Origin of the sequence: Caballeronia ptereochthonis, assembly GCF_001545075.1 — a bacterium.
In the GTDB taxonomy this organism is placed as follows: Bacteria; Pseudomonadota; Gammaproteobacteria; order Burkholderiales; family Burkholderiaceae; genus Caballeronia; species Caballeronia ptereochthonis.
In genome coordinates, this window is sequence record NZ_FCOB02000056.1 from 1 (window position 1) to 26,751 (window position 26,751).

The 26,751-nt window shown below is 63.3% G+C and carries 23 protein-coding genes; 8 read left to right on the forward strand and 15 right to left on the reverse strand.

The genetic code is table 11. The annotated features are described in order from the left end of the window. Positions 1 to 358: 358 nt before the first annotated feature. Together AWB83_RS34030 and AWB83_RS34035 are read right to left on the reverse strand one after the other, a co-directional pair. Positions 359 to 736, reverse strand: a complete 378-nt coding sequence (locus tag AWB83_RS34030) for a DUF4148 domain-containing protein (RefSeq protein WP_087050014.1) — start codon at positions 734 to 736, stop codon at positions 359 to 361. Between the two features lie 411 nt (positions 737 to 1,147). After that, positions 1,148 to 3,520, reverse strand: coding sequence for a penicillin acylase family protein (locus tag AWB83_RS34035; RefSeq protein ID WP_087050015.1), 2,373 nt, complete (start codon positions 3,518 to 3,520; stop codon positions 1,148 to 1,150). A 272-nt stretch (positions 3,521 to 3,792) separates the two neighbouring features. On the opposite strand from AWB83_RS34035, the gene AWB83_RS34040 reads away from it, so the two are divergent. Further along, positions 3,793 to 4,185, forward strand: a complete 393-nt coding sequence (locus AWB83_RS34040) for a nuclear transport factor 2 family protein (protein WP_087050016.1) — start codon at positions 3,793 to 3,795, stop codon at positions 4,183 to 4,185. 70 nt (positions 4,186 to 4,255) lie between these two features. Here the strand turns inward: AWB83_RS34040 and AWB83_RS34045 are convergent, their stop codons facing one another. Then, positions 4,256 to 4,633, reverse strand: coding sequence for a hypothetical protein (locus AWB83_RS34045; RefSeq protein WP_087049996.1), 378 nt, complete (start codon positions 4,631 to 4,633; stop codon positions 4,256 to 4,258). Between the two features lie 82 nt (positions 4,634 to 4,715). Between AWB83_RS34045 and AWB83_RS34050 the strand changes: the two genes are divergently transcribed. After that, positions 4,716 to 6,845 carry a phosphocholine-specific phospholipase C gene (locus AWB83_RS34050; RefSeq protein WP_087049997.1) on the forward strand — a complete coding sequence of 710 codons (2,130 nt, stop codon included), beginning with the start codon at positions 4,716 to 4,718 and terminating at the stop codon, positions 6,843 to 6,845. 84 nt (positions 6,846 to 6,929) lie between these two features. Here AWB83_RS34050 and AWB83_RS36900 read toward each other — a convergent pair whose 3' ends face one another. Continuing rightward, positions 6,930 to 7,103 carry a hypothetical protein gene (locus AWB83_RS36900; RefSeq protein WP_167389191.1) on the reverse strand — a complete coding sequence of 58 codons (174 nt, stop codon included), beginning with the start codon at positions 7,101 to 7,103 and terminating at the stop codon, positions 6,930 to 6,932. A gap of 374 nt (positions 7,104 to 7,477) precedes the next feature. Here AWB83_RS36900 and AWB83_RS34055 point away from each other — a divergent pair, with 374 nt between their 5' ends. The 5 genes from AWB83_RS34055 to AWB83_RS34075 all read left to right on the forward strand — a co-directional run bounded on the left by AWB83_RS34055 (position 7,478) and on the right by AWB83_RS34075 (position 12,703). Further along, positions 7,478 to 7,993, forward strand: a complete 516-nt coding sequence (locus tag AWB83_RS34055) for a phosphatase PAP2 family protein (RefSeq protein WP_510183550.1) — start codon at positions 7,478 to 7,480, stop codon at positions 7,991 to 7,993. Between the two features lie 180 nt (positions 7,994 to 8,173). Then, the gene (locus AWB83_RS34060) at positions 8,174 to 9,130 is read left to right on the forward strand and encodes an HlyD family secretion protein (RefSeq protein WP_087049999.1); all 957 of its coding nucleotides are present in this window, start codon (positions 8,174 to 8,176) and stop codon (positions 9,128 to 9,130) included. Beyond that, positions 9,127 to 10,086, forward strand: a complete 960-nt coding sequence (locus AWB83_RS34065; protein ID WP_087050000.1) for an ABC transporter ATP-binding protein — start codon at positions 9,127 to 9,129, stop codon at positions 10,084 to 10,086. Before AWB83_RS34060 ends, AWB83_RS34065 begins: the two co-directional genes overlap by 4 nt. Continuing rightward, positions 10,083 to 11,243, forward strand: a complete 1,161-nt coding sequence (locus AWB83_RS34070) for an ABC transporter permease (protein ID WP_087050001.1) — start codon at positions 10,083 to 10,085, stop codon at positions 11,241 to 11,243. The genes AWB83_RS34065 and AWB83_RS34070 overlap by 4 nt, the downstream gene beginning before the upstream one ends. Positions 11,244 to 11,254: 11 nt before the next feature. After that, complete coding sequence (locus AWB83_RS34075; protein WP_087050002.1) at positions 11,255 to 12,703, forward strand: efflux transporter outer membrane subunit; 1,449 nt, start codon at positions 11,255 to 11,257, stop codon at positions 12,701 to 12,703. Positions 12,704 to 12,720: 17 nt separating this feature from the next. Here the strand turns inward: AWB83_RS34075 and AWB83_RS34080 are convergent, their stop codons facing one another. The 11 genes from AWB83_RS34080 to AWB83_RS34130 form a co-directional block, all read right to left on the reverse strand. After that, the gene (locus tag AWB83_RS34080) at positions 12,721 to 14,277 is read right to left on the reverse strand and encodes a class I adenylate-forming enzyme family protein (RefSeq protein ID WP_087050017.1); all 1,557 of its coding nucleotides are present in this window, start codon (positions 14,275 to 14,277) and stop codon (positions 12,721 to 12,723) included. Positions 14,278 to 14,329: 52 nt separating this feature from the next. After that, a complete protein-coding gene (locus AWB83_RS34085; RefSeq protein ID WP_087050003.1) occupies positions 14,330 to 15,232 on the reverse strand; it encodes an SMP-30/gluconolactonase/LRE family protein in 903 nt (300 codons plus the stop codon). A gap of 15 nt (positions 15,233 to 15,247) precedes the next feature. Next, positions 15,248 to 16,192, reverse strand: coding sequence for a 3-hydroxyacyl-CoA dehydrogenase (locus AWB83_RS34090; protein ID WP_087050004.1), 945 nt, complete (start codon positions 16,190 to 16,192; stop codon positions 15,248 to 15,250). Positions 16,193 to 16,219: 27 nt separating this feature from the next. Beyond that, entirely contained in the window at positions 16,220 to 18,319 is a 2,100-nt protein-coding gene (locus AWB83_RS34095) for an ABC transporter permease subunit (RefSeq protein WP_087050005.1), read from the reverse strand. A 10-nt stretch (positions 18,320 to 18,329) separates the two neighbouring features. Continuing rightward, on the reverse strand, positions 18,330 to 19,850 hold the full coding sequence (locus AWB83_RS34100) for a sugar ABC transporter ATP-binding protein (RefSeq protein WP_087050006.1): 1,521 nt from the start codon (positions 19,848 to 19,850) through the stop codon (positions 18,330 to 18,332). 7 nt (positions 19,851 to 19,857) lie between these two features. Beyond that, on the reverse strand, positions 19,858 to 20,985 hold the full coding sequence (locus AWB83_RS34105; protein WP_087050007.1) for a sugar ABC transporter substrate-binding protein: 1,128 nt from the start codon (positions 20,983 to 20,985) through the stop codon (positions 19,858 to 19,860). A 40-nt stretch (positions 20,986 to 21,025) separates the two neighbouring features. Next, positions 21,026 to 21,778 carry an MBL fold metallo-hydrolase gene (locus AWB83_RS34110; protein ID WP_087050008.1) on the reverse strand — a complete coding sequence of 251 codons (753 nt, stop codon included), beginning with the start codon at positions 21,776 to 21,778 and terminating at the stop codon, positions 21,026 to 21,028. 53 nt (positions 21,779 to 21,831) lie between these two features. Further along, positions 21,832 to 22,764: a 3,5-dioxohexanoate:acetyl-CoA acetone transferase gene (gene kce / locus AWB83_RS34115; protein ID WP_087050009.1), complete on the reverse strand. Its 933-nt coding sequence runs from the start codon at positions 22,762 to 22,764 to the stop codon at positions 21,832 to 21,834. Between the two features lie 15 nt (positions 22,765 to 22,779). Continuing rightward, a complete protein-coding gene (locus tag AWB83_RS34120) occupies positions 22,780 to 23,586 on the reverse strand; it encodes an SDR family oxidoreductase (RefSeq protein ID WP_087050010.1) in 807 nt (268 codons plus the stop codon). A gap of 27 nt (positions 23,587 to 23,613) precedes the next feature. Next, entirely contained in the window at positions 23,614 to 24,351 is a 738-nt protein-coding gene (locus tag AWB83_RS34125) for a GntR family transcriptional regulator (protein ID WP_087050011.1), read from the reverse strand. A gap of 245 nt (positions 24,352 to 24,596) precedes the next feature. Beyond that, positions 24,597 to 24,944, reverse strand: coding sequence for a response regulator (locus tag AWB83_RS34130; protein ID WP_087050012.1), 348 nt, complete (start codon positions 24,942 to 24,944; stop codon positions 24,597 to 24,599). Between the two features lie 253 nt (positions 24,945 to 25,197). Between AWB83_RS34130 and AWB83_RS34135 the strand changes: the two genes are divergently transcribed. Beyond that, positions 25,198 to 26,574: a nucleobase:cation symporter-2 family protein gene (locus tag AWB83_RS34135; RefSeq protein ID WP_087050013.1), complete on the forward strand. Its 1,377-nt coding sequence runs from the start codon at positions 25,198 to 25,200 to the stop codon at positions 26,572 to 26,574. The last annotated feature ends 177 nt before the right edge of the window (positions 26,575 to 26,751 follow it).

Below are 26,751 nucleotides of genomic sequence, written 5' to 3' on the forward strand. Positions count from 1 at the left end.
TCCGTCTTTCGACAGATAAACCTTCCTCTGATACTTCGTGTGAGACTCTTGATTACTTTTGCCATTGCCTCAGCCCCGAAAGACTGAAACCGCACTCGCCATCAAGCGCCCACACTTATCGGCTGTTAGTTTTTAAAGAGCATTGCGCAAGTGATTTGCTTAGCTATTTGCTTGCTTTCTTGCGCGCCGTCATTCAACGGGAGGCGAATTATGACTGGCCGATGACGCCCGGGTCAACCCCCTTTCGTAAATTATTTTTCTGCGCCCGTGCCGTGCGTTCGGAACCCGATATCCCGCTTGGAAGTCCCGAACGCGATTCTCCGGCCGATCTCCCCTTCTTCGATATTGGCCTGACGATTCAGCTCCCGAAGAACGGCGTGCAGAACCCCGCAGGCCCGACGCACTCCGACGTCGCAGGCGCCGCCCCATGCTTCATCGACATCGGCGTGCGCGTCGAACCGGAACCCGAGGCCGTGCCACCGGCGTGGGTGCCGCCGTACGCTTCGTTGGCTTCGTTCGCGTTCTGCTGCGCGGCGACTTTCGCTTCCGCGGCCTGGATATCGGCGGGATAGTTGGCTTGCTCACCCGTGGCAGGCGAATAACCGGCTCGTTCGAGTTGAACGAGCTCGGCCTTCACCTGGGCGCGAGTGAGCGCACCGTTTTGGCTTTGCGCGAAAACGAACGTGGGTGCAGCAACCACGGCAAGAGATACCAGGACTTTGGCGATGGCGTTCATGATGTTCACACTCCGACGGAAAAGGTTGACCGGATCGCATGCGATCCACGAACCTCATCGAACGCACAGGGCCCTTGCGCGGCTTCGACTCACTCGACCTAGGTTTCAAGCGTAGAGGCTTCGATTGGTTAACCCGGGCACGTAGCGATCTATTCCCGCAGCCGGGCACAATTTCCGTCGGCGTAGCACGCAGCGTCGAAATCATGCATTGGCATCGACTTCGAACAGGGACGTCAGGAGGAGAAAAAGAAGGAAGCGCGGCGGACGAGCCGGATGAGGAGTCCGGCAAGGCGCCAGCCAGCGCCGGTCCACCGCGGTGCAATTGTGGCGCAAGGCGGCCGAAAGATCATTGCCGCCCGCGTTGAAGATGCCTTGCCGATCCCGCAACAATGACTTCGGTGAAGCAGATGCTCAATGCGCATCCGGCACGAGATGCACGCGCTTCTCGGTCGCTGCTTCGACTGCCCGACGCGAGTACAACAACGGGAAGTACTGACCGTCGAGCCACATCTGTGCGAGATCGCGATAGTGCGGACTATCCGGATCGCCCGACTCGCCCGGCAGATTCACCGCGCGCGAGTCGTCCCAGTTGCCGACATCGACGACCACACGGAACGACGGCCCGTTCGTCTCGCGGAAATCGCTCGCGCGATAGGTCGATTGATTCGGCGTATAGGCGCTGCCGCCCTTGCCGATCGGCCCGACGTTGAGTTTCGCGCGCATGTCCGCATCGACGACGTCGGCAAGAGGATGCGCATTCAGGTTCGTCTGCAGCTTGCCCCATTTCCACTGGCTCGCATCGGCGCCTTGCAGATGCCGCATCTCGCCATACGCATCGTGCAGGCTCGCTAGCAGCACGGCATCACGCTTCGCTTGCGCATTGTCGCCAAAGCGCGCTTCGGGATGTTCGAGCGTATCGAGCATGACGGCCGTATCCGGCGCACCGAATGACGCCGCCGCGTTCTTCGGCAACACCGCATCCTTGAACGCACGCCCGAGATGCCGCGACAGCCATACCTCCTCGAGCGCCGCTTCCGGCGAATCCGCACCCATGTATGCGTCCCAGCCCTTGAGCATCGCGAGGGCTGCGCGCGTGTCCTCGTCGTCGCTCGAGAGCGGCGCAAGCAATGCAACCAGCCTGCGCGCCGGAATCGACACGTTATCGTTTTGCAGACGCTCCGAGTCTTCGATCGACACCTTGGGCAGCGACTTCAACACTTCGTCGATACGCTGATGCCGGGAACCATTGGTCCACTCGAAGCCGAGCTTGCGCTCCGTGTACGGATAACCCGCCGGCAGATTCATTTCGTTGGACGTGGTGAAATACCCTTGCGCCGGGTTGTAGACCGAAGGCATGGCGTCGCGCGGCCAGAAGCCCGCCCATTCATAGCGGCCATCGCCGGGCACAGGCATGAGGCCGTCCCAGTTCGGGCGAACCGGCGCGAGACCGCTCGGCACCCAGCCGATGTTGCCGTCCTTGTCCGCATACACCTGATTGACGGTCGGCGCACCCCACGTCGCGAGCGCGGCCTTGAATTGCGCGTAGTTCTTCGCGCGCATGTAGCGCATCGAATCGAAGTACGGCGACATGCCTGGCGAAAGCCATGCCGTGCGCACCGCAAATGCGCGATGCTTGCCTTCCTCCGTAAAGATCACAGGGCCGTGACGTGTGAAAAGCAGATCGGCGGTGACGGGCGGCCCGTTGCGCACGGCAATCCGCTCACGCACGACGCGCATCGGCTCCCACTTACCCTTGTAGCGATATTGCCGCGGATTCTCAGGATTCAGCTCGTACACATAGAGGTCTTCCTGGTCGATGTTGAAGATCGTGAGACCGTAAGCGATCGAACCGTTGTGCCCGATCGATATGCCCGGCGCGGAAGGCTCGCCCGCACCGATGATATCGAGCGTCGGCGTGCTGATCTGCTGGATGTAGCGCAGGCTCGGCGCAGCGTACGCCCGATGCGGATCGTTCGCCATGATCGCGCGGCCCGTGGCCGATTTAGACGGCGCGATCACCCAGTTGTTGCTCCCTTCGGTCACTTCCTCGGGGTTCTCCGCGGCGGCGATGACGGTCGTCGATGCATCCGCGCTCTTCATCGACTCCTTCGTCACGCGCACGCCTTGCGTTGCAAGCGTAAAGACCTTGAGGACGTCGTCGGGAAGGCAGGGATCGAGGCCCGCGGGCATCTGCGGTTTCCATGGCGGCTGGAGGCCGAAGCGCACGGAATCGGCATCGAGCGAGCTCTTGCACGCCACGCGTGCCCGTGCGACTTCGCTCGTCAGGTTTCGCGTAAGACCGTGGCTGCGAATACGCACGATGTCGTCGGCGCTCCATTTCGCGGGCCAATAGCCGATCTTGCGGAACTCATAGGGCATGCGGTCGGGATGCGCCGCGAGCCACTCGACATATGCATTGACGCCGGCCGCGAAGCGCGTCGCCGCGGGCTTCGCGGCCGGTCCGTAACGCTGCCACTCGTTGGCCATGTCGCCGCGATAAAGAAAGAGCCGCGTCGCCTTGTCCTGCTCCACATACGCCGGGCCGAATACTTCAGCGAGCTCGCCCAGCCCGCGCCGCCGCCAGAGATCGATCTGGAACAGGCGATCGCGCGCTGCATTGAAACCCTGCACGAAAAACGCATCGCTGTCGTTGGCCGCGAAGATGTGCGGCACGCCCCAACGGTCGATCAGGATGTCCGAGGGCTGCGAAAGACCTCGGACGGCGATCGTTTCGTCGCTCGCGGCATCGGCGAATGCGACTCGCGCCGCCAGTGGCGCGAACATCAGCGAGCTGATGATCAGCGCGAGCATGCGTCGTCCTTTCTTTCCCTTCATGTGAATGTCTCCTTCTTCTTATGAGTATCGATTCGGGTCACACAAATATCGCAATGTAATGCGAACGCAACCTGCGCGCAAAGTCAGGCCGATGCGCAGTTACATTTGGATACATCAAATGGCCGCCCGCGTCGATCAAGCCGGTCGATCAGGCATGACCTCGCTCGTCGTGATACTGAACCACCAGGATGAACATTCGCCCTTCGCAAAGGAGATACATGATGAACGGCGCCGCTCAAAACGTGACGCAATCGCACGATCCCGTCGCGATCGCAAAGCGTGTCTACGAAGCGTACGTCACCAGGGACCGTGCCGCGATCGAGGCGCTCATCGCCGATGATTTCCACTTCACGAGTCCGCGTGACAACCGCCTCGATCGCGTCACCTATTTCGCGCGATGCTGGCCAAACTCGTTCACAACGGAGCGCTTCACGTTCGTCCATCTCGTGCGTGACGGCGAGCGAGTATTCGTGACCTACGATCTGCGCACGAACGATGGCAGCGCGTTTCGCAACACTGAGATTCTCACCATTCGGGATGGCAAGCTCGTCGAAGCGGAGGTCTTTTTCGGCTGGATGATTCCGCACGAAGCACCACTAGGCGGATCGCTCTGATTTTCATTAGGATTCCGACTAACGGCAATTTACTTTTGTTTTACATACGATCAACTTTCATTTGCATTAGTTACACGCGACGATCGAATTGGAACTGACAGAAAGCACCCCATAATCGCATTTCACGCAAACGTTTCACAAAACTTTCGCACAGCATCAGCAAACTTGCGTCCGCCTTCTTCATCGTCTGCGAACGCAAGAGGAATCCGCTCATGTTGTGCCGTTCCATCCTGATCGTCACGCTGCTGCTGTCGCTAGCCGCCTGTGGTCCGGGCGACAGCTCATCTTCCACGTCTTCATCGAACGCAAGTGCCGCGAACCGCAACGCGGCCGACGACGCGTCTTCGAATCCCTCTTTCACCAGCGAGACGGCAACATCGCCGATCCCCGTAAGCGATCCGGTCGCAAGCGCGCAAGCAAGCCTCGACGCGGACAGTCGCCAGATCACGCCTGTCCTGAGCTATGCCCCGAATGCGGATGACAGCGCGCATCGCTGATACAGTTTCCCCCAAGCAGAAGGAAAATAACCGATGACATCGAATAGCCGTCGCCGTTTCTTGCAAACCGTCGCCCATTCGGCAGGTGCCGCCGCAGCCCTCACTGCTTTTCCCGAATCGATCCGTCGCGCGCTGGCCGTTCCGGCCGCTTCGCGCACCGGAACCATTCAGGATATCGAACATATCGTCGTGTTCATGCAGGAGAACCGCTCCTTCGACCACTACTTCGGCCACTTGCGTGGCGTACGCGGCTATAACGACCGCTTCCCGATCCCGCTTCCGAACGGCAAGCCGGTATGGTTCCAGCCTTCGAAAGAAGACCCAACGAAGCCCATCTTGCCGTTTCATCTCGACACGGCGACGACGAGCGCGCAGTGCGTCGGCGATCTCGACCACTCCTGGTACAAGACGCATGCCGCGATCGATGCGGGCCGCTACGACCAGTGGTGCGCGAACAAGACCGACATGACGATGGGCTACCATCTGCGCAGCGACATTCCTTTCCACTACGCGCTCGCCGATGCGTTCACCGTCTGCGACGCGTACTTCTGCTCGCTGCCCGGGCCCACGCACCCGAACCGCTCGTATCTGATGACGGGCATGGTCGATCCGACCGGCACGAAAGGCGGACCGCTCCTCGACAACAACGACTTCGTGGATGGCGACGGTCCGCCTAACTATCAGTTGCTCTCGTGGACCACTTATCCGGAGCGCCTGCAGGAAGCCGGCATTTCATGGCAGATCTATCAGCAAGGGCTCACGGGCGACGATCCGCTCAACGGGAACTACGGCACCAACATCCTGCAGAACTTCGCGAACTTCATCAATGCGACGCCGGGCACGCCGCTCTATGAGCGCGCACAAACCGTGCGCACGATCGATGACCTGAAAGCCGACGTGCTCGCGAACCGCTTGCCGCAAGTCTCGTGGCTGTGTCCGCCGGCGGCGTTCTCCGAGCATCCGAAGTACACGCCTGCGTATGGAGCCGAATACACGTCGCAGATTCTCGACGCCCTGACCGCGAATCCCGAGGTGTGGAGCAAGACCGTGCTCTTCATCATGTACGACGAGAACGACGGCTTCTTCGATCACGTCGTGCCGCCGCAACCGCCGACGTCCCGCGCGCAGGGCCTCTCCACCGTGACGACCGACGGCGAGATTCACAACATCGTGAATCCCGCGCGCGGCGGCAGCTATACGGTCGACAACCTGCCTTACGGCCTCGGGCCGCGCGTGCCGATGACCATCGTCTCGCCGTGGACGAAAGGCGGCTTCGTGTGCTCGCAGGTCTTCGATCACACGTCGGTGATCCGCTTCATCGAAGCGCGCTTCAACGTGATGGAGCCGAACATCACTGCCTGGCGTCGCGCGGTCTGCGGCGACCTGACCTCCGCGTTTGACTTCAAGACGACGGATTCACGCATGCCGCCGCTGCCCGACACGAGCAATTACCGCACGATCGCGGACAACCAGTGTTCGACACAGCCGCCGCCGACGGTGCCCACGACGCCGGGTCCCATCGATGCACAGGAGTCCGGTCCGCGCTTCGCCCGCGCGCTGCCCTACGAGTTGCACGTGAACGGCAAAGTGAAGGACACGCAGAACCAGTTCGTCATCGATTTCGCCAACACGGGTCGGCAGGGCGCGCACTTTTACGTCTATTCGGGCAATCGCACCGACGGCCCGTGGCGCTATACGGTCGAGGCAGGAAAGTCCGCGCGCGAGACGTTCGACCTCACCAGCACGAACGGCATCTATGCCTTTACCGTGTATGGACCGAACGGCTTCGTACGCAAGTTCGCGGGCAGCGTGACGCGCCCGACGGACAAGCAGCATGCGCACGCGGCGCAACCCGAAGTAAAGGCGCATTACGACATCGCAAACGGCAATCTCGTGCTTCGCTTCGTCAACGATGGCAATACGCACGCAAAGCTGTCGATCATCGATAACGCGTATGGTGCGCGTGCGCGTCAGGTGAACGTGCCGCCGGACGCGAACGTCGAGGAGACGTGGATTCTCGCGGCGAGTCATCACTGGTACGACCTGACCGTGAGCGATCGCGACGACACCAGCTTCTCGCGCCGAATCGCAGGTCACATCGAAACCGGACGGCCAAGCGTAACCGACCCGGCCGCGATCGCACCAACGACGACGGCGGGCTGAATCGTTCTCGTTTGATTGACGCTCCGTCGCGAATTCCCCAGCCTGCGGCAAAGCGGGCTGGGGAATTCCCATATGGGCGAAGCGCTATTTATCGTTGCGTGGCTGGCCCTGCAGCGCCGTCTCGCGAATGATTTCCGCGAACTTCTCCAACGCCTGCACTGGGCCGCTGACGCTGTTGTACTCCTGTGTGCCGATCCGTCCTTCCAATACCACCGAAAAACCGCAGTCCTGCGCAATTTTCAAGAGATTGTGTTCCATGTCGCATTCGCCTCGTGTCGCCAACGATGTAGCACATGCGATGCCAGCCCGCCGTTTTTTCCACCTCTTTGGCGCCGAAACCGAAACTTTTATGCCACCCTCTCGACCGTTATGCGGGGAGACGCACGAACAATTGCATTTGCGCGCTCGTACGCTTTTAATGAAACGGTCATACTCGGAAGGGAGCGCGGTACGTGAATGCTTTTGATACATCAATCCAGACTTGGCTCGTTCATTTCGCCGCGTCATCCGTCATTTTTACGCATGCGGTTCACACGATTGCCGATCTTTACCTGGCCAAGGGGTTGCTCCCGTTAGGAATTCTTTGGGCCATCTGGTTCAAGCCCGGCGATTCTCTGAAATGGCGCCGCGAAATGGTCGTCGCCACCCTGTTCTCCGGCATCGTCGCGTTCATACTTGGCCGCTTTCTGGCGCTCTATCTGCCCTTTCGCTTGCGGCCGGTTTACGATCCCAACATTCACCTGACGTTTCCGATGACGCACGAAACGAGCAAATTCCTGCGCACGTGGAGCTCGTTTCCGAGCGACCATGCCGCGCTATGGATGGCGATCGCGGTAGGCATCTTTTTCGTCTGGCGCTGGATCGGCATACTCGCGATCCTGCAGTGCGTGCTCCTGGTCTGCCTGCCTCGCGTGTATCTGGGGCTGCACTATCCGACCGACGTCATCGCCGGCGCCATCATTGGCGCCTTTTCCGCGTGGCTCGTCACGCGCGCGCCGTTGCGCACGCGGCTCGCGCCGCCCTTCTTGCGATTCATGGACTCCTGGCCCGCCGTGGGCTACATGCTCGCGTTCCTGTTCTTCTTCGAGCTCGCGACGATGTTCGATGAGCCGCGCTTCATCGCGATCTCGGTCATCAAAGCGCTCTGAGTGATTTAAGCGCCCGCCTCGGCAGGTTCCCGGGCGACCTGCCGAGGGCGCACTCGTCTATCCTTTCCTCGACACGCCACGGTGCGGCAAAGGGCGCGCCGCACTTGACACCGGCGCCTTCATTCCCGTATTGTTTGGTACACCAACCAAATACGTGACACCAATTTCACGGAGCGCGTCATGAGCCGCGTTTACGGCCTGTCGATCTTCATGCTTCTCGCCGCGGCGCTCGCGGCGTGCTCCCATCGGGACCGCGATATTTACCAAGGCTATGTCGAGGGAGAGTTCGTCTATCTGGGCTCGTCGCAGTCGGGCAAGCTTACGGAGTTGTCCGTGGCACGCGGTCAGACGGTCAAGGCGGGCGCGAGCACGTTCACACTCGAATCGGCCGATGAAACCGCCGCACTCGATCAGGCCAGACGCCAGCTCGCCGCTGCGCAGTCGCAACTCGAAGACATTCTCACAGGCAAGCGCGCGCCCGAAGTCGCTTCGGTGCGCGCGCAACTGACGCAGGCACGCGCGAACGCCCGCAAGGCCGCGTTGCAACTGAGCCGCGACGAGGCGCAGTTCGGTGCGGGCGGCATTGCCAAAGGCCAGCTCGACGATTCCCGCGCCAATGCGGATGCCGCCAACGCGCAAGTCCGCGACCTGACCGAGCAAGTCGAGATCGCACGCTTGCCGGGCCGCCCTCAGCAGATCGCCGCGCAGCGCGAGCAGGTGGCAGCCGCGCAGGCCTTCGTCGCGCAGGCGCAATGGAAGCTCGATCAGAAGCGCGTCGCGGCGCCCGCCAACGGGCTGGTGTATGACACGCTCTATCGCGTCGGCGAATGGGTTCAGGCAGGCAGTCCTGTCGTCCAGATGCTGCCGCCGCAGAACGTGAAGGTGCGCTTCTTCGTGCCGGAAAGCGTCGTGGGCAGCCTCGCGATGGGGCGAGCGATCTCCATCCATTGCGACGGCTGCGCGGAAGATGTGCCTGCGAAGATCACTTACGTCTCGAATCAGGCGGAATACACGCCGCCCGTCATCTACAGCAACGAAAGCCGCTCGAAGCTCGTTTTCATGATCGAAGCGCATCCGGTCGAGAGCGACGCGATGAAGCTTCATCCGGGCCAACCCGTCGCAGTGAGCCTGCAATGAACGAGCGCGCTTCGAACGAAAGGGAAACGCAGTACGCCATCGACGTGCGCAATCTGAACAAGCATTTCGGCGGCAAGCACGTCGTCAACGACGTATCGCTGCAAGTCGCGCGCGGCGAGATCTTCGGCTTTCTCGGCCCGAACGGCAGCGGCAAGACGACCTCCATTCGCCTCATGTGCGGCCTGCTCACGCCCGATTCGGGCAGCGGCACGTGCCTCGGCTACGACATCGTGGGCGAGAGCGAAGAGATCAAGCGCAATGTCGGCTATATGACGCAGCGCTTTTCGTACTGGGAGGACCTGACGATTCGCGAGAATCTCGACTTCGTCGCGCGCATCTATCAGATGACGAATCGCCGCGAAGTCGTGGATCGCTCGCTCGAAGCCCTTGGCCTGCAAAGCCGCGCGAATCAACTGACCGGTTCGCTGTCGGGCGGATGGAAGCAGCGGCTTGCGCTTGCCGCGTGCATGCTGCACGAGCCGAAGCTGCTTCTGCTCGATGAACCCACCGCGGGGGTCGATCCCACCGCGCGCCGCGACTTCTGGGAAGAGCTGCATCGCCTCGCGGCGAAAGGCATCTCCGTGCTCGTCAGCACGCACTACATGGACGAAGCCGAGCGCTGCCACAAACTCGCGTACATCGCCTACGGCAAGCTGCTTGCGCAGGGCACCGCAAGCGAAGTGATCGCTGCGCAGAACCTTGCGACGTGGCGCATTCACGGCGAACACCTGAGCGCGCTGTCGGAACGCTTGCGCAACACGCCGGGCGTCGATCAGACGGTGGTATTCGGCTCGGCGCTGCATGTGAGCGGCAGCGACCATGCAGCGCTCGAACACGCCGTGCGCGACGCGACGCAAGGCGACGCGACACGCGCCGAGCGAATCGATACCGGGCTCGAGGACGTCTTCATCTACCTGATGAGCCGCTCGACCGACAACTTCAAGGCGACGTCATGAGCTCGCGCGCACGTCCCGCGATGTTCACGCGCTTCTCCGTCACGCGCTGGTGGAGCATCGTGCTCAAGGAGTTCCTGCAATTGCGGCGCGACCGCATCACGTTCGGCATGATCGTCGGCCTGCCGATCGTGCAGCTCGCGCTCTTCGGCTATGCGATCAACACGGACCCGAAGCATTTGCCGACCGCCGTGATCGTCGGCGACCAGAGCCCGTTTTCGCGCAGCTTCATCGCGGCGATGGAGCACTCCGGGTACTTCGACATCAAGGAGACGCTGCCCGACGACGAAGCCGGACGCCGAGCGCTCGCGCAAGGCCGCGTGCTTTTCGTGCTCAACATTCCTGCCGACTTCTCGCGCAAGCTCCTGCGCGGCGAGCGGCCAGCGCTGCTCGTCGAAGCGGACGCCACCGACCCCAACGCGGTCAGCAAGGCGACCACGGCGCTGTCGGGCCTCGTGCAGCCCGTGGCGAACAAGGACATCACCGGCCCGCTCGCTTATCTGAACGGCAAGCCCGCCGCGTTCGACGTCCAGGTCCACAACCTCTTCAACCCGGAAGGCATCACGCAGTACAACGTCGTACCGGGCCTGATGGGCGTGATTCTCACGATGACACTCGTCATGATGACAGGCCTCGCCATCACGCGCGAACGCGAGCGCGGCACGATGGAAAATCTGCTCGCGACGCCGGTGCGCCCCATCGAGGTGATGACGGGCAAGATCGTGCCTTACGTGTTCATCGGACTCATTCAGGCGTCGATCATTCTCGCGGCCACGCGTTTCGTGTTTCACGTGCCGCTGGTCGGCAATCCGGTCGCGATCTATCTGGCCGCGCTGCTCTTCATCGCCGCGAACCTGACGGTGGGCATCACGCTGTCCTCGCTCGCGCAGAATCAGCTTCAGGCAATGCAGCTCACGGTGTTCTACTTCCTGCCGAACATCCTGCTCTCGGGCTTCATGTTTCCTTTCTCGGGCATGCCCGCGTGGGCGCAATTCATCGGCAATCTTCTGCCGCTCACCTACTTCAACCGCCTGATTCGCGGCATCCTGCTCAAGGGAAACGGCTGGACGGACCTGTGGCCTTCCGTCTGGCCGATGGCGCTCTTCACGCTCATCGTGATGGGCATCGCGTTGCGCTTCTACCGGCGTACGCTCGACTAGGAGAGACGTCGATGAAACCCGTCGTTTCACTCTGTACGCTCGTGTTGTGCGGCTGCACCGTCGGGCCGGATTTTCATGCGCCCGCCGCGCCCGAATCCCAACGCTATGTCCGAACGTCGCCGCCGCAAGCGAACCTCGACACGGTGAAGCCGCAAAGCTTCCCCACGTCCGATCGCGCACTGCCGCTCTGGTGGAAGCAGTTCGGCTCAGATGCACTGAATCAGCTCGTCGAGCGTGCGCTGAGCGACAGTCCGACACTCGCGCAAGCCCGTGCAAAGCTTACGCAAGCGCACGAAGACTACCGCGCGCAAGCAGGCGCGACGTATTTCCCCGCGGTCGACGCCACGCTCTCCGGCGCGCGTCAGAAGGTCGATCCGGCGGCGTTCGGCATTCCCGTTCCGAGCGCCGGACCGTTCACGCTCTACGATGCATCGGTCAGTGTGTCCTACACGCTCGACATATTCGGCGGCGAGCGGCGCGCGCTCGAATCGTTGCGGGCGCAAGTGGACTACCAGTCCTTCGAACTGGACGCGGCGCGCCTTTCGATCGCGGGCAATGTCGTTTTGGCGGCGATCCGGCGCGCCTCGTTGCAGCAGCAGATCGCGCTCACGGAGCGTCTCGTCGATGCGCAGGCTCGACAACTGACGATCATGGAAGGCCGCATGAAGGCAGGCGGCATCGCGCAGTTCGACGTGCGCAGCCAGCGCGCGCTCCTCGAACAGACGCGCGCGAGCCTGCCTTCGCTCCTCGCGCAGCGCGACCAGGCGGATCATCGGCTCGCGGTGCTGATCGGCGCCGAACCGTCCGGGGGCGACTTCGATGCGATCACGCTCGATTCGCTGCATCTGCCCGACAGCGTGCCGCTCACCTTGCCATCGACGCTGGCGCGCGAGCGGCCCGACATTCGCGCGTCCGAGGCGTTGCTGCATCAGGCGAGCGCGAACGTCGGCGTGGCGACGGCGGATCTCTATCCGAAGTTTTCGCTGTCGGCGGGGGTGGGAAGCGAACGCACGAATATCCACGACATGCTGAACAGCCTGAACGTGTGGAACGTCGGGCTCAATCTCACACAGCCGATCTTTCGCGGCGGCGAGCTGCGCGCGAAGAAGCGCTCCGCGGAAGCAGCCTACGATGCGGCGTTGCAAGCGTACCGGCAGACCGTGCTCGAAGCGCTGCAGCAAGTCGCCGACAGCCTGACGGCGCTGCAGAACGACGCCAACGCGCTGCAGGCGCGCGAAGTCGCGGCGAACGAGGCGCAGGCGAATCTCGATACGGTCGGCGCGCGCTATGCGGCCGGCGGCGTAAGCCGCTTCGACGTGCTCGACACGCAACGCCAGGCGCTACAGACGCAACTCGACTACGCGCTCGCACAGGCAAGTCGCCTGAGCGATACAGCCGCGCTGTTCCAGTCGCTAGGCGGCGCCGGGGAGGATTTGAAAGCCGCCTATGCGCCGAGATAAACCGGTTGCATCCGCAACTATCCGGCGAGCTTGCCGAGCTGATGCTTGAGCACCTTGCCGCTTGCGGAAACCGGCAGCGCATCGAGAATGCGTATCGAGGAAGGACGCTTGTACGGCGCGAGACGCTCGCTCACCCAGTCCGCGAGTTCTCGCTCGTTCGCCGTCGACCCCGGCCGCAGTTCGACGAACGCCAGCACTTCCTCATTGCCTTGCACGCTCCGTCCGATCACGGCCGAATGCAGCACGGCGGGATGGCTATTGAACGCCTGCTCCACTTCGGCGGGATACACATTGAAACCCGAGCGGATGATGAGCTCCTTGCAGCGCCCGACGATATACAGGTTGCCGTTCTCGAAACGCGCGAGATCGCCCGTCCTGAGCCAGCCGTCCGGCGTGACCGTAGCCGCCGTCTGCACGGGATCGCGGTAGTAGCCGAGCATCACGTTCGGGCCGCGCACCCATAGTTCGCCGGTGTCGTCGACGCAGCCGCCAGCCTCATGCGCGAGCGGCACGATGCGCGCCTCGACGCCCGGAATCAGCGGACCGACCGATGAATCGCGCGCCGGCGCATCGAGCAGCGTGTTCGACACCGTCGGGCTGCTCTCGGTCATGCCGTAGCCGTTGTGCAAGGGCACGCCGTAGAACGCCTCGGCGGCCGCCTTGAGGCTCGCGTCGAGCGGCGAGCCGCCGCAATAGACGAAGCGGAGCGTCCGCGCGTCGAGGCCTCCGCGAGGCGTGAAGTGATCGATCAGCTTCGCATGCATCGCGGGCACGCCCTGAAAGATCGTCATGTGTTCATCGCGCAGCACGGCGCCCGCGCGTTCGACGTCGAAACGCGCCGCCAGCCGCAGCGTCGCACCCGCGTACAGCGAGCCCAGACAGACGGAAGCCAGGCCGAACACATGCGAGATCGGCAGCACGGCATAGACGCGATCGCTGGAGCCGACGCGGCGCAGCGTGCTCGATATCGCGGCGACGAACAGCAGATTGCGATGCGACAGCATCACGCCCTTCGGCGCGCCCGTCGTGCCTGTCGTATAGATGAGCGCCGCGCATTGCCTGTCCGAAGGCAGGCCGTGCGGCTCCTGCGTGGAATGCGGATCGACGGCGCCGAGCGCGAATGCGCCGATCGGCGTCGCGTCGAGCGATTCGGTGAGCGCGTTCTCGCGCTTCGCATGATGTGCGGCATCGTCGGATGCTTCGACCGTATAGAGCGCGATGCGCGGCTTCGCATGCGCGCGAATCGCATCGAGCTCGACGGCGGAGAGGCGCGCGTTCGCGACGAGCGCCCACGCATCAAGACGGCTCGCGGCGAATAGCGCTGCGACGAGCGCGACGCTGTTCTCGCCGGTCAGCATCACGCGGTCGCCGGCTCTCACGCCCGCGGCTGCGAGTCGCGCGGCGAGCGCATCGACCGCGCATTCGAGCTGCGCATACGTCAGCGAGCGCGCATCCTCGCGCAAGGCGACGTGCTCGGGATTCGCCTGCGCACCGCGCGTGACGATCGCGTCGATGCGCTCGGGCAGCGACGCGATGAGCTTGTCCGTATCGATGCCGTGTGCAGGAGTGGTCATGTCGGGCGTTGCCATTCGTTGAACCTGAGGCCCGAATGATAACGCTCGTGCGTCACCCCGCGAAGCGCGGCTCCGGCAGGCCTCGCACGCCGAGTCCCGTCACCGCGAAAAGACCGCCCTTGTCGCGTTCCTTCTGCGGTATGCCCCACATCGGGCGGCCCATCGTCGACACGTAGAGGACGTCGAGATTCGGGCCGCCGAACATCACGCTCGTCAGATTGCGCACCGGAAACGGCACGATGCGATCGAGCGTTCCATCCGGCGCGAAGCGCAGGATGCGCCCGCCGAACACGAGCGCGGACCAGATGTAGCCTTCCTCGTCGACGGTCGCTCCGTCGAAGGTGCCCGCCATGTCGCGTGCCGACGCGAACAGCCGCCGGTTCGTCGCCGCGCCCGTTTCGATGTCGTAGTCGTACGCGTACATCTCCTTGCTGTAGGTGTCGGTGAAATAGAAGGTCTTGTTGTCGGGGCTCCAGCAAGGACCGTTCGAACAGCTGATGCCACTGTCGAGCCGCGTGAGCGTGCCGTCCGTATCGAGCCGGTAGAGGCCTCCGCTGCGCGTCGAGCGCTGGCCGCGATCGGCGTCGTAGCGGTCGAAGTCATAGGACATGGTGCCCGCGATGAAGCGACCTTTGCGGTCCACCTTGCCATCGTTGAAGCGCGTTTCGGGATCGTCGCTCTCGGGATCGGCGATGAACTGCACGGTCTGCGCGTCGAAGTCGTAGAAATGCAGGCCGTTGGCGAGCGCGACCACCGCGCCGCCCTGTTCTCGCAGCGCCATCGAACCGATGTGGCGCGGCACGAAATAGCGCTTCACGTCGCTGCCGTCGGCGCGGCAGCTGTAGATTTCCGCAGCCGTGCTGTCGATCCAGTACAGCCGCTCCTCCTTCACGTCCCAGAGCGGTCCTTCGCCGAGGTGATTGTTCGCATCGACCAGCAAACGTATTTCGGCCATCGTCGTCTCCTTTGGTTAGCCTTCACCGTCCTTGACTTCACGCCGATGCGCGAGCAACGCCATCAACCGACGATCACGCCAGCGGCTGCGCTCCTCGATCTTGTCGCGCGGCAACACGGCGCGGCGTTCCGCATCGAGCTTGTCGAGCGTTTCAGCGGGCCAGTCGAACGGCTTGCGCCCCGCCGCGATGCTTCGATACGTGCCGCCGTAGCGCGCCGCGTAATCGGCCACGCCGCCTGGCGCGTTCAGGTCGATCGTCTCGAACGGTCCCATGAACGACCAGCGCATCGCGAGTCCGTCGCGCATCACCGTGTCGAGATCGGCGGCGCTCGCATAGCCTTGCTCATAGAGACTCAGCGCTTCGTCGAGCACGGCGCCCTGCAGGCGGTTGAGCAGAAAGCCCGAGATCTCGCGATTGACGGTCACCGGCTTTTGTCCCGCTTCCTCATAGATGGCGCGGGCGCGTTCCATCGTTTTCGGTGAAGTCCACGGCGCGCCGCAGAGCTCGACGAGCGGCACGAGCGACGGCGGATTCACCGGATGCGCGACCAGACAGCGCGCGCGCCCCTGCAAGCCTTCCGTGAAGGTCGACGCGGGCAGTCCCGAAGTGGAGCTGGCGAGCAATGCATCGGGCTTCGTCAGGCGGTCCAGCTCGGTGAACAGCGCACGCTTGACCTCCACGACTTCGGCGATGTTCTCCTGCACGAGGTCCGCATCCCCGAGCGCTTCGGCAAGGTTTTCGCATGCGGTGATGCGCGAGACGATCGTATCGACGGGTTCATCGATCAGATCGAAGGACGCGAGATCCCGCACGCTCTCGCGGATCGCGGGAATCGCGCCCGCAAGCATTTCCCGCGATGCGTCGTGAACCTTCACGTTGAACCCGCTTTTTGCAAAGACGATCGACCACGCGCGGCCGATGCGGCCCGAACCGATCACCGCAATGTTTTTCGCTTGCATCTGTGTCTGGTCCTCGTTCGAGTTGGTTTAGCTCTTCTTGTCCCGCAGGGTGATGACGGCCGCGAGCACGACGAGCCCGTTGATGATGTCCCGCACCGCGGGCGGCACGGTCGTACCCGCGAGCAGCGTTCCGAGCGCGGTGAGCAGCAGCGCGCCGCCGAACACGCCGAGATAGTGCCCCCGTCCGCCGGTGATCAATGCGCCGCCGACCACGACCACTGCGATGGAAGGCAGCAGGTAGGGATCGCCCATGCCAAGAAACGCCTGCGAGCTGAACCCGGCGAGCAACAGGCCAACGAGCGCCGAGCAGAGACCGGAGAGGCAATACACGGCGATCAGCGTCGTGCCGACTCGCACGCCAGAGAGCTTGGCCGCGGCCGGCGAATTGCCCACCGCATACACGCGCCGCCCGAACGGCGTGCGATGCAGCAGCAACAACGCGACGACGAGGAACACCGGCACGCTCCAGGCCGCGAGCGACAGCGGCCCGAAGCGTCCGTTGGTGAACTCGCTGATCGTCGAAGGCGACCACCCTTGCGGCGAGCCGTTGCAATAGATCAGCGTCAAGCCCTGCAGCAAGCCGTTCGCGGCGAGCGTCACGACGATCGGGGGCAAGCCGAGCATCACCACGCCCACGCCGTTGAAAACCCCGACGAGCAGTCCGACGGCCAGCACCACCGGCACCGCCCACGCCGCCGCGCCGTTCATGCCGTGCGTCAGCCCCGTCAGCAGCACGCCCGACAGCGTGATGAGCCAGGGCATCGACAAGTCGAGTCCGCCCGTCAGGATGACCGCGCCCTGCCCAAGCCCAAGGATCGCGAGAAAGAGCGTCAGCGTGAGCAGGCTGCTGTAGAAGTTCGCGCTCGCGAGCACGCCGGGCCCGTAGACGACCGCGGTGATGATCACCACCGCGAAGAACAGCAGATAGGCCGGCACGACATACTTGACCCATTCGCGATTGCGCTCGATCCAGTCGGCGATCGGGCGGCCCTTCAATTCCGTGTTCTCGATCGGACGGAAGTCGTCCACTTCGAACGCGACGCGGCGCGAATGCCTGTCGTCACGCGCACGCGTGCCCGTTCGCACCGCCTTCAGCCACTGCGCCGCGTGCCGCGCGCATTCGTGCGCGGCCGACTGCTTGCCGATCGAAGAACCGAGCACCGCGAGAATCAGGATCACGGCTTCGGCGATCGTTGTGAAGAACGCGGACACGTTCAGCACGAGCAGGATGTTCACGGTGATCATCAGCGTCATCGCGGCGAACACGGTGCCGACACATCCGCCGCGCCCGCCGCCGAGCAGCGTGCCGCCGAGCACGACCGCCGTGAACATCGAGAGCAGCAGCGGACGGCCGACGAGCGGATCGGCCGAGCCGGTCTGCGCCGACACATACAAGCCCGCCGCCGCGTAGAACATGCCCGCGAGCGCGTAGGTCGCGACGCGATAGCGCGTGACCGGCATGCCGTTCGCGTATGCGCCGTCCGGATCGCTGCCGAGCGCATAGAGGCCGACGCCGAAACGCGTACGCTTGATGAACGACCAGATCAGGAGCGCGAGTATCAGCAGCCCGGCCGCCATCGGCATCTTGTCGGGGATGAGATCGGATGTGAGAAAACCGCCGAACTGCTCGCCGACGCTGCCGCCCGGCTTGTTCTGAATGAGCAGCGTGACACCCTGGACCATGAACATCGTCGCAAGCGTGACGACGATCGATTGCAGGCGAAACCATGCTATCAACGCGCCGTTCACGAGCCCAATGCCGCCGCCGATCGCGAGAATCAGCGCGACGCCCGCCCATTGCTCGACGGGCGTGCCCTGCACGAAGCGCACCGCGAGCACGTTCGCGAGCGACACGACCGCCGATGCCGACAGATCGAAGCCGCCGGACAGCACGACGATCGTCTGCCCGATCGCCGCGAGCGCGAGCGTGGTCGCGCTCGAGATCACCGAGCCGATGTCATAGAGGCCCACCGGGGTCGCGGAAAGCGCAACCCATGCGGCGAGCATCGCGAGCATCGCGCAGATGGCGATGAGGAGCCCGCGATGATGATCGATGCGCGCGCCCCACCCCACGCGCGCGCCAGGCCGCACGATCTCGCTGTCGGGCGACGCAACCGCTATCTTCATGAAACACCTCTCAAGTGGAAAGCATCTTGCGCATCACGTTCTCTTCGGTGAGCGCATCGCCCGACAACTCGCCGACATTGCGTCCGCGATACATCACCGACACGCGATCGCACACGTTGACGAGCTCGGGCACATCCGTCGAATAGAACAGCACGGAGCCGCCCGCCGCAGCGAAGGCGCGCATCAGTACGAAGATCTGATGCTTGGTGCCGACGTCGATGCCGCGCGTCGGATCGAACATCAGCCAGACGCGGCTTTGCGTGAGCAGCCACTTCGCCATCGCGATCTTCTGCTGGTTGCCGCCCGAGAACGACAGGCACGGCTTGTAGAGCGCGCGCGGATTCACTTCCATCTGCGCGAGCGAGCGGCGGATCGCTGCCTGCTCGCGCTTGCGGTCGATGAGGCCGAAGCGCGAGTAGCGCCCGATCACCGGCAGCGAAACGTTCTCGCCTCCGGGCAGGCGCAGGAACAGGCCTTCGGTCTTGCGGTCCTCGGGCAGGAAGCTCGTCGATACGCCGGCCTTCAGCGAATCCGCGGTGGAGGTAAGTGTGACCGGCTTGCCGTCGATGCGTATCTCGCCGTCGTCGATATAGGTCGCGCCGAACAGCGCCTCGAACAATTCGCGCTGCCCCATGCCCTGCAGCGCCGCGATGCCGTGCACTTCGCCCGCCTTGAGCGTGAGATCGAAGTCGCTCACGACGCCGTCCACGCGAATGCCGCGGGCTTGGATGGCGGGCGTCGCCTGCGCCGTCGCCTGCGCGGGCGGCGCGACCTTGGGCGGATACTTCGCCTCCATCGAGCGGCCGATGACGAGGCGGATCACTTCATCGTCGGAAATGTCGCCGGCATCGAAAGCGCCCACGTCGCGGCCGTTGCGATAGACCGTGAGGCTGTCGCAGAACTCGCGCACTTCCTGCATGCGATGCGAGATGAACACGAACGTCACGCCGCTCGCCTTCAATTCGTCGATGCGCCGCGAAAGCCACGCGACGTCGCGGCCGGAGAGCGCGGATGTCGGCTCGTCGAGCAGCAGCACTCGCGGGTTGCGCACGATCGCCTTCGCGATCTCGATCTTCTGCCGCACCGGCAGCGAAAGATCGCGGACATACGCGCCTGGACGCACGTCGGGCAGTTCGAGCCTGTCGAGCCATTCCGCCGCTTGCCTCTGCGCCTCGCGCTTCCTGATGCGACCGAGAAAGCCCGTCGGCTCGTACGACATCAGGAGATTCTGCGCGACCGTGAGATCGCGCACGAGCGTCATCTCCTGAAACGCCGTCTGCACGCCCGCGCGATGCGCATCCTTCGGGCTCTTCATCGTCACGTCGTTGCCCATGACGCGAATGCTGCCGGCGTCGGGCTCCATGAGTCCCGACAACAGCTTGACCGTCGTGGACTTGCCCGCGCCGTTCTCGCCGAGCAGCGCATGCACGGCGCCGCGCTTCACGCGGAACGATGCGCCGTCGAGCGCGACGGTCGCGCCGAAGCGCTTCGTCACGTTCGACAGGTCGATCGCCAGTGCTGCATCGTTCATGATCGCCTCAGTCCTGATTGCCCGTAAGCGCTGCGTTGAAGCCCACTTCCTTCGTGTCCTCGGAATAGATGTCCGCAAACCAGCCCGGCGGCACCTTGTCGGGCGGGAATGCCGTGCAGCCGGCCTTCAGCTCGTCGATGCTGCCGGTCTTGCAGAGCTTCGACTCCGACGTCAGCACGAGCGGCAGCTTGAGCGTCACGCGCTGCGGAAAGTCTCCGCCGTCGAGCTTCTTCACGGCCATCTTGAGCGCCATCGCGCCGGAGTACGGCGGCGCGCCGTAGGAGATCGAGCGATAGCCGATCGAGCGATAGCCGCCCTGTCCCTTCACTTCGCCCGGCGGCAGCATCTGCACGCGATGCCCGTTCGACGATTCACCCGCGCACGGCTTGATCTTGTCGTCGGCGATGCCCGCTTCGAGCTGCATCGACGCCGCCGTGAAGCAGCCCACCTGCATCCACAGGCCATCGATCTTGTCCCAGCTGTTGGTCGCGAGAATCTTCGAGAGCTCGGTCTTCGCGGTGGCCTGGCTCCACATGCCCGTGCCTTCCGCGACGATCTTGATGCCCGGATACTTCGCGAATACCGCCTTCGCCGCCTCGGTGCGCGCGCGGTCCACGGACGTGCCCGGCACGCCGTTGATCAGTACGATGTTGCCCTTGCCGTTGAGCGTCTTCGCGAGCCATTCGGCGGTGACGGTGCCGGCCTGATGCTGATCGATGGTCACGTTGTGCGCGCACGGCTCGGTCACTTCGCCGTCGTACGCCGCGACCACGACGCCCTTCGAGCACGCGTTCTTGATTGCGCGATTCAGGGCCGTCGGCGAGATCGGATAGATCACGATGGCCTTCGCGCCCGCCTGCACCATCGAGTTGATCTGCTGGATCTGCTTCTGCGCGTCGGTGCCCGCGACCTGCACTTCGAGATCGACCTTGTCCTTCAGCGCGGGCGTATTGGCCATCGCCTTGACCATGTTCGCGGCCTCGGTCTGCCAGTCGTTGCCGACATAGCTCATCGATAAAAAGATCTTGTACTTGCCTGCCGCCTCCGCGTGCCCAGATACGGCGAGCGCCGCGGCGAATGCGAGGCCGAGCGCCGCCCGGCCCGCATGACGAATCGATTGCGTCCATCCTTTCATGTCATCCTCCGGTCCTTCGTTCTTGGTCTTGAACTACGCTTCAACTTGACGCCGAGATATGCGGCAGACGCGCGCTCGCGGGCAGCGCGATGCCCGCGCTTCCCGGCACGACGTTGGGATCGTGTCCGGGTATGACGAAATCCGCGATCTGGCGAATGCGCGCGAGCGAGCCCATCTCGGCAAGGGTTTCATGCACGATGCCCACCGGCACGAGATCGACGATGTTCTCCATGCAGTTCGCGCAATCGCCCGCGATCAGCACGACACCTTCTTCCGTATCGACCGCGACTGACTGATGCCCGGGTGTATGACCCGGCGTCGGCACGACACGCACGCCCGGCACGATATCGGTCACGCCATGCACGAACTGCCAGCGGAAATATGCGAGCGGCTCGCGGCCGATCAGGAACTCCTGGTAATACGTAGCCTGCGTGGGTAGCGGATGCCCCGCGTATTCCCACTCGGCCGCCTGCACGATGAAGCGCGCGTTCCTGAACAGCGTGTTGCCGCCCGAATGGTCATAGTGCAGGTGCGTGTTGATGACGATATCGACATCGTCCGCGGACCAGCCCACATATTCCTTCAGCGCACGCTCGAGCTTCTCTTCCGGCGCCTGATCGCACGGGCACACGAAGTTCGAGACCCAGCCCGGATCGTGGATGCCCGTATCGACGACGATCTTCTTCTCGGCGCCCACGATCGCCGTGGACCAGACCGGCACCTTCATCTGCTGGCCGAAGTAGCGGCCATATACCTGCGACGAGCGATCGACGGTGAGCCAGCCCGTCGGCATCGCGACTACTTTCAGCTTCGCCCTTGCCCTGCCGTTCACGATGCCCTCCGCTGTCAGAAATTGGTGTCGGCTGCGCCCTTGAGATCGAGCATCTCGCGCGCTTCGGCGGGCGTCGCGATATCGAGCGAGAGCCCTTCGATCACCTGGCGAATCTTGCGCACTTGCGCCGCGCTCGATTCGGCGAGCTTGCCCGGCTCGATCCACAACGAATCTTCCAGACCGACGCGCACGTTCGAGCCCTGTGCGACGCCGATCGATCCGAGCGGAATCTGGTTGCGGCCCGCGCCGAGAATCGACCAGACATAGTCCTTGCCGAACAGGCGATCGGCGGTGCGGCGCATGTGCGCGAGATCCTCGGGATGCGGCCCGATGCCGCCGAGCAGACCGAACACGCTCTGCACGAAGAAGGGCGGTTTCGCGAGCCCGCGATCGACGAAATGCGCGAGGTTGTAGAGATGCGAGATGTCGTAGCACTCGTACTCGAAGCGCGTGCCGTTCGCGCTGCACGAGGTCAGGATGTACTCGATGTCCGCGAAGGTGTTCTTGAACACGAGATCGCGGCTGTTTTCCAGATGCTTGCGCTCCCAGTCGTACTTGAGTTCCTTGAAGCGCTCCAGCATCGGATAGAGACCGAAATTCATCGAGCCCATGTTGAGCGACGCCACTTCCGGCTTGAAGTGATGCGCGGGCTTCAGGCGTTCGGCCACCGTCATGTGCGGACTGCCGCCCGTCGTGATGTTGATCACGGCATCGGTTTCCGCCTTGATGCGCGGCAGAAACTCCTGGAACACGGCGGGATCCTGCGTCGGATGGCCATCTTCGGGATCACGTGCATGCAGGTGCAGAACCGCGGCGCCTTCCTTTGCAGCCGCGAGAGCCGCATCGCCGATCTGCTGCGGCGTCACCGGCAGATACGGCGACATGGAAGGCGTATGAATCGCGCCGGTCGGCGCGCACGTGATGATGACCTTGCGTTTGGTTGCCATGGTGTCCTCGTTCGCTTAGAGCACTTCGACGTTGCCACAGACCGAGATCGCCTGCCCCGAGATGCCGCTGCCCGCGGGCGAGCACAGGAAGAGCGCGGTGGCCGCGACTTCTTCCGGTGTCGTCATGCGGCGCAGCGAAACCTTCGCGAGATACTGCTTCTCCATCTCCTCATAGGAGAGGTTCAGCTGCTGTGCGCGCGCGGAGATTACGCGCTCGATGCGCGGCCCCTTCACGATGCCCGGCTGAATCGCATTGACGCGGATGTTCGACGGTCCCAGCTCGATCGCGAGGCTCTTGGTCATGCCGACGACCGCCCATTTCGTCGCGGCATACGGCGTGCGAAACGCATAGCCGAGCCGCCCCGCCACCGACGACAGCGCGATGATCGTCCCGCCGCCTTGCGCCTCGCGCAGCAGCGGCACGGCACGGCGCGCGAAGTAGAACTGCGCGTTCAGATTGACGTCGATGGTTTGCTCCCACTCCTTCACGTCGATCTCTTCGATGCCGCCCGTCGGGCCCGCGATGCCCGCGTTGTTCACGAGCACGTCGAGCCCGCCGAGCTCGCTCTGCACATCGGCGAAGACGCGCTCGACGGCATCCTTGTCGGATACGTCCGCGAGCGTGGAGGTGATCGGATTGCACTCCGTGTTCTCTTCGGCTTTCGCGAGCGCATCGATCGCTTCGGGGCTCGCATCGCAGACATGCACGCGCGCCCCTGCATCGATGAACGCGCGCGCGATCACGAGCCCGATGCCCGATGCGCCGCCCGTCACGAGCACGCGCAAGCCCGCGTGCGGTTTCAGCATCTGAAGAACCGTCATGCCTTGTCTCCTTTGTTTTTGTAAAGCTCAGGCGCTTGCCTGCTCGCCGTTCCTGCCGCCTGCTTCGCTATTCGGTTCAGCGCTTTGCAAACGCTCCTGCAGATCGGCTGCCGCATCGCCGATGTCTTCCTCGATGCCCGCGCGCGCGCCTTCGCCATCGCCGCGCCAGAGCGCTTCGACGATGTGGCGGTGCGCCGCCATCGAGCGGCGCATATGAGGAATGTCGGGTGCGACGAGATTCAGGAACGGGCCGATGCGCATCCAGAGGTTCTGGATCGTCGCAAGCGTGAGATCGCTCGCGCCGTGCGTATAGATGGCGATGTGGAATTCGAAATTGCTGCGCAGATACGCGGGCACGTCGCCGGCTTCGACATGCGCGTCCATCGTGTCGAAGACTTCCTGCAATGCCGTGAGATGCTCGCGCGTCATGCGCGATGCCGCGCGCTTCGCGACCGCGCCCTCGAGCGCGATGCGCACGTCGCGCAGCTCCTCGAGCAACTCGAGCGTCATCGGCGGAACCATCAGCGCCCGGCCAGGACCGTCGATCAACGCGCCTTCCGCTTGCAGGCGCGTGAGCGCGGCGCGCACCGGCATCGTCGAGGAGCCGACCGCTTCCGCGACGCTGCGCAGGCTCAGCAACTGTCCGGGCGCGAAACGGCCCGTCATGATCGACTGCCTCAACTGCGCATAGACGCGACCGGCCATCGTTTCGCGTGCAACCAATTCGAGCGCGGGTAAATCCGTCGTCGAGCGTGTCGCCACCATCGCCTCCGTTCTTTTCGTTCGGCTGCATCGATGCTTTCGGATTAGTGTGACCTGTGATCACACTTTGATGGCTAAAGTTTCGGATGCATGGGGGCGCACGTCAACCTTCAATTGCTAGGTGAAAACGCGGAGAGGAAGATTTGCCTTTCGCGAAGGCGCCGGTTACTCGAACATACGATCGACCGTTCGCTGTCGTTTTGACGAAGGCAGGACGAATGCCGGACAAACAGAGAGCCTGCGTTCTTTTAGCGCGAAAGCAGGAAGAGTTCGAGCGCCTGCAAGCTGATCGGTTTGAGGAGAAAGCCGTCGAAGTCAGTATCCCCTATGCCGTCCACGAAATCGGCGTGTCCGGTCATCGCGATGATGCGCGCGTCGCTGCTCGGGCCGGCAGCGCGGATGGCGGTACAGATCGCGCGGCCGTCCGCATCGGGCAGGGAGATGTCGAGGAAGATGCGGTCGAAATGCTCGCTCGAAGCGAGCGCGAGGCCGTGGGCGCCATCGTGCGCGACGGCGGCGGTATGCCCCAGGCCGCTTGCGATGTCGACCAGGGTCTCGATGCAAGCGCGGTTGTCGTCGACGAATAGCAGGTTCATCGTGACTGGCTCCGTTTCTGCGGATGAAACGAACGCGCCGCAAGTGGCGCGCTAAAAAGTTTAGTGCATCGCCGGCCGCGCTCGCAGTTTCGTTCCGTCAGCGGCGAGGCTTTGTCCGCCTCGCCCTAGATCTGGGCAAGCGCATCTTTCGACGCGTTGCATGCCATGCCGTGTATAGCGGCACGAATATTTTTCCGGGTATCGGGCGATGCAATACTCGGGCGACTGACTCAATCGACCTGCCGGAGCGCACATGGCCCAAACGATCCATCCCGTCGACGAAGTGCTGCCCATCGGGCAGATGCTTGCCGTCGGTATCCAGCACGTGCTCGTGATGTATGCGGGCGCGATCGCGGTGCCGCTCATCATCGGCGCGGCGCTCAAGCTGCCTAAGGATCAGGTGGCGTTCCTCATCAGCTCGGACCTGTTCGCCTGCGGGCTCGTGACCTTGGTGCAGTGCATCGGCGTGTGGAAGTTCGGCATACGGCTGCCGGTCATCATGGGCGTGAGCTTCGCGCCGGTCGGACCGATGGTCGCGATGGCCGCATCCGGCGCGGGCATCACGACGATCTTCGGCGCGACGATTGCGGCGGGCGTGTTCGCCGTTCTGATCGCGCCGTTCTTCGGGCGGCTGATGCGTTTCTTTCCACCGATCGTGACGGGCACGATCATTCTGACGATCGGCATGACGCTCTTTCCGGTGGCGATCAACTGGGCGGGCGGCGGCCGTGGCGCGGCGAGCTTCGGCGATCCGAAGAATCTGATGATCGCGGCTATCGTGCTGCTTGCGATTCTGCTCATCAACAAGTACCTGAAGGGCTTCATCGCGAACATTTCGGTGCTGCTCGGCATGGCGATCGGCTTCGTGATCGCGCTGGCGCTGGGGTTCGTCGATTTCTCGGGAGTCGGTCAGGCTGCGTGGTTCGCACCGGTGCGGCCGTTCGCGTTCGGTGCGCCGACGTTCGATATCGCGGCGATTGCTTCGCTGTGCCTCGTGATGGTGGTCATCATGGTCGAATCGCTCGGCATGTTTCTCGCGCTGGGTGATCTGGCGCTGCGGCCCGTATCGCGCGTGGATGCCACGCGCGGGTTGCGCACGGATGGTTTGGGCACGGTGATTGGCGGCATCTTCAATACGTTCCCGCATTCGTCGTTTTCGCAGAACATCGGGCTCGTGGGGATCACGGGGGTGAAGAGCCGCTGGGTCGTCGCGGTTTCCGGCGTGATTCTGATCCTGCTCGGGCTGTTGCCGAAGCTTTCCAACCTGATCGCTTCGATACCGGTCGTCGTGCTTGGAGGCGCGGGCATCGCGATGTTCGGGATGGTTGCCGCGACCGGCGTGAAGATCCTCAGCAAGGTGGATTTCGATAGCAAGAACAACTTGCTGGTTATCGCGATCAGCCTGGGCGTGGGGGTGATTCCGCTGGCGGCGCCGACGTTCTTTGCGCATATGCCGGCTTGGGCCGGGCCGCTCACTCATAGCGGGATCACGCTGGCGGCGGTGTTCGCGATCCTGCTCAATGCGCTTTTTAATCGCGGGCGCGATTCGGGGGCGGTTGAAAAGGAAATTGCTGCGGAGATGTCGTTGAGTTTGCGGCAAGGGGATGTGGATTCTGCTACTCGCGAGTGAGTTGGGTTTGTTTGTTCGCTCGCTCGCTTGCTTGTTCTTTCGTGTCGTGGAATCCTGAGTTCTTAGTGGTCTATTGGCGTTGCCCCTGTGCGGGGCGGCAGTCACTTTCTTTGCTGCTGCAAAGAAAGTAACAAAGAAAGCAGCTTTGGCCCAGGCAGACTCGTCGTCATCGTTCGG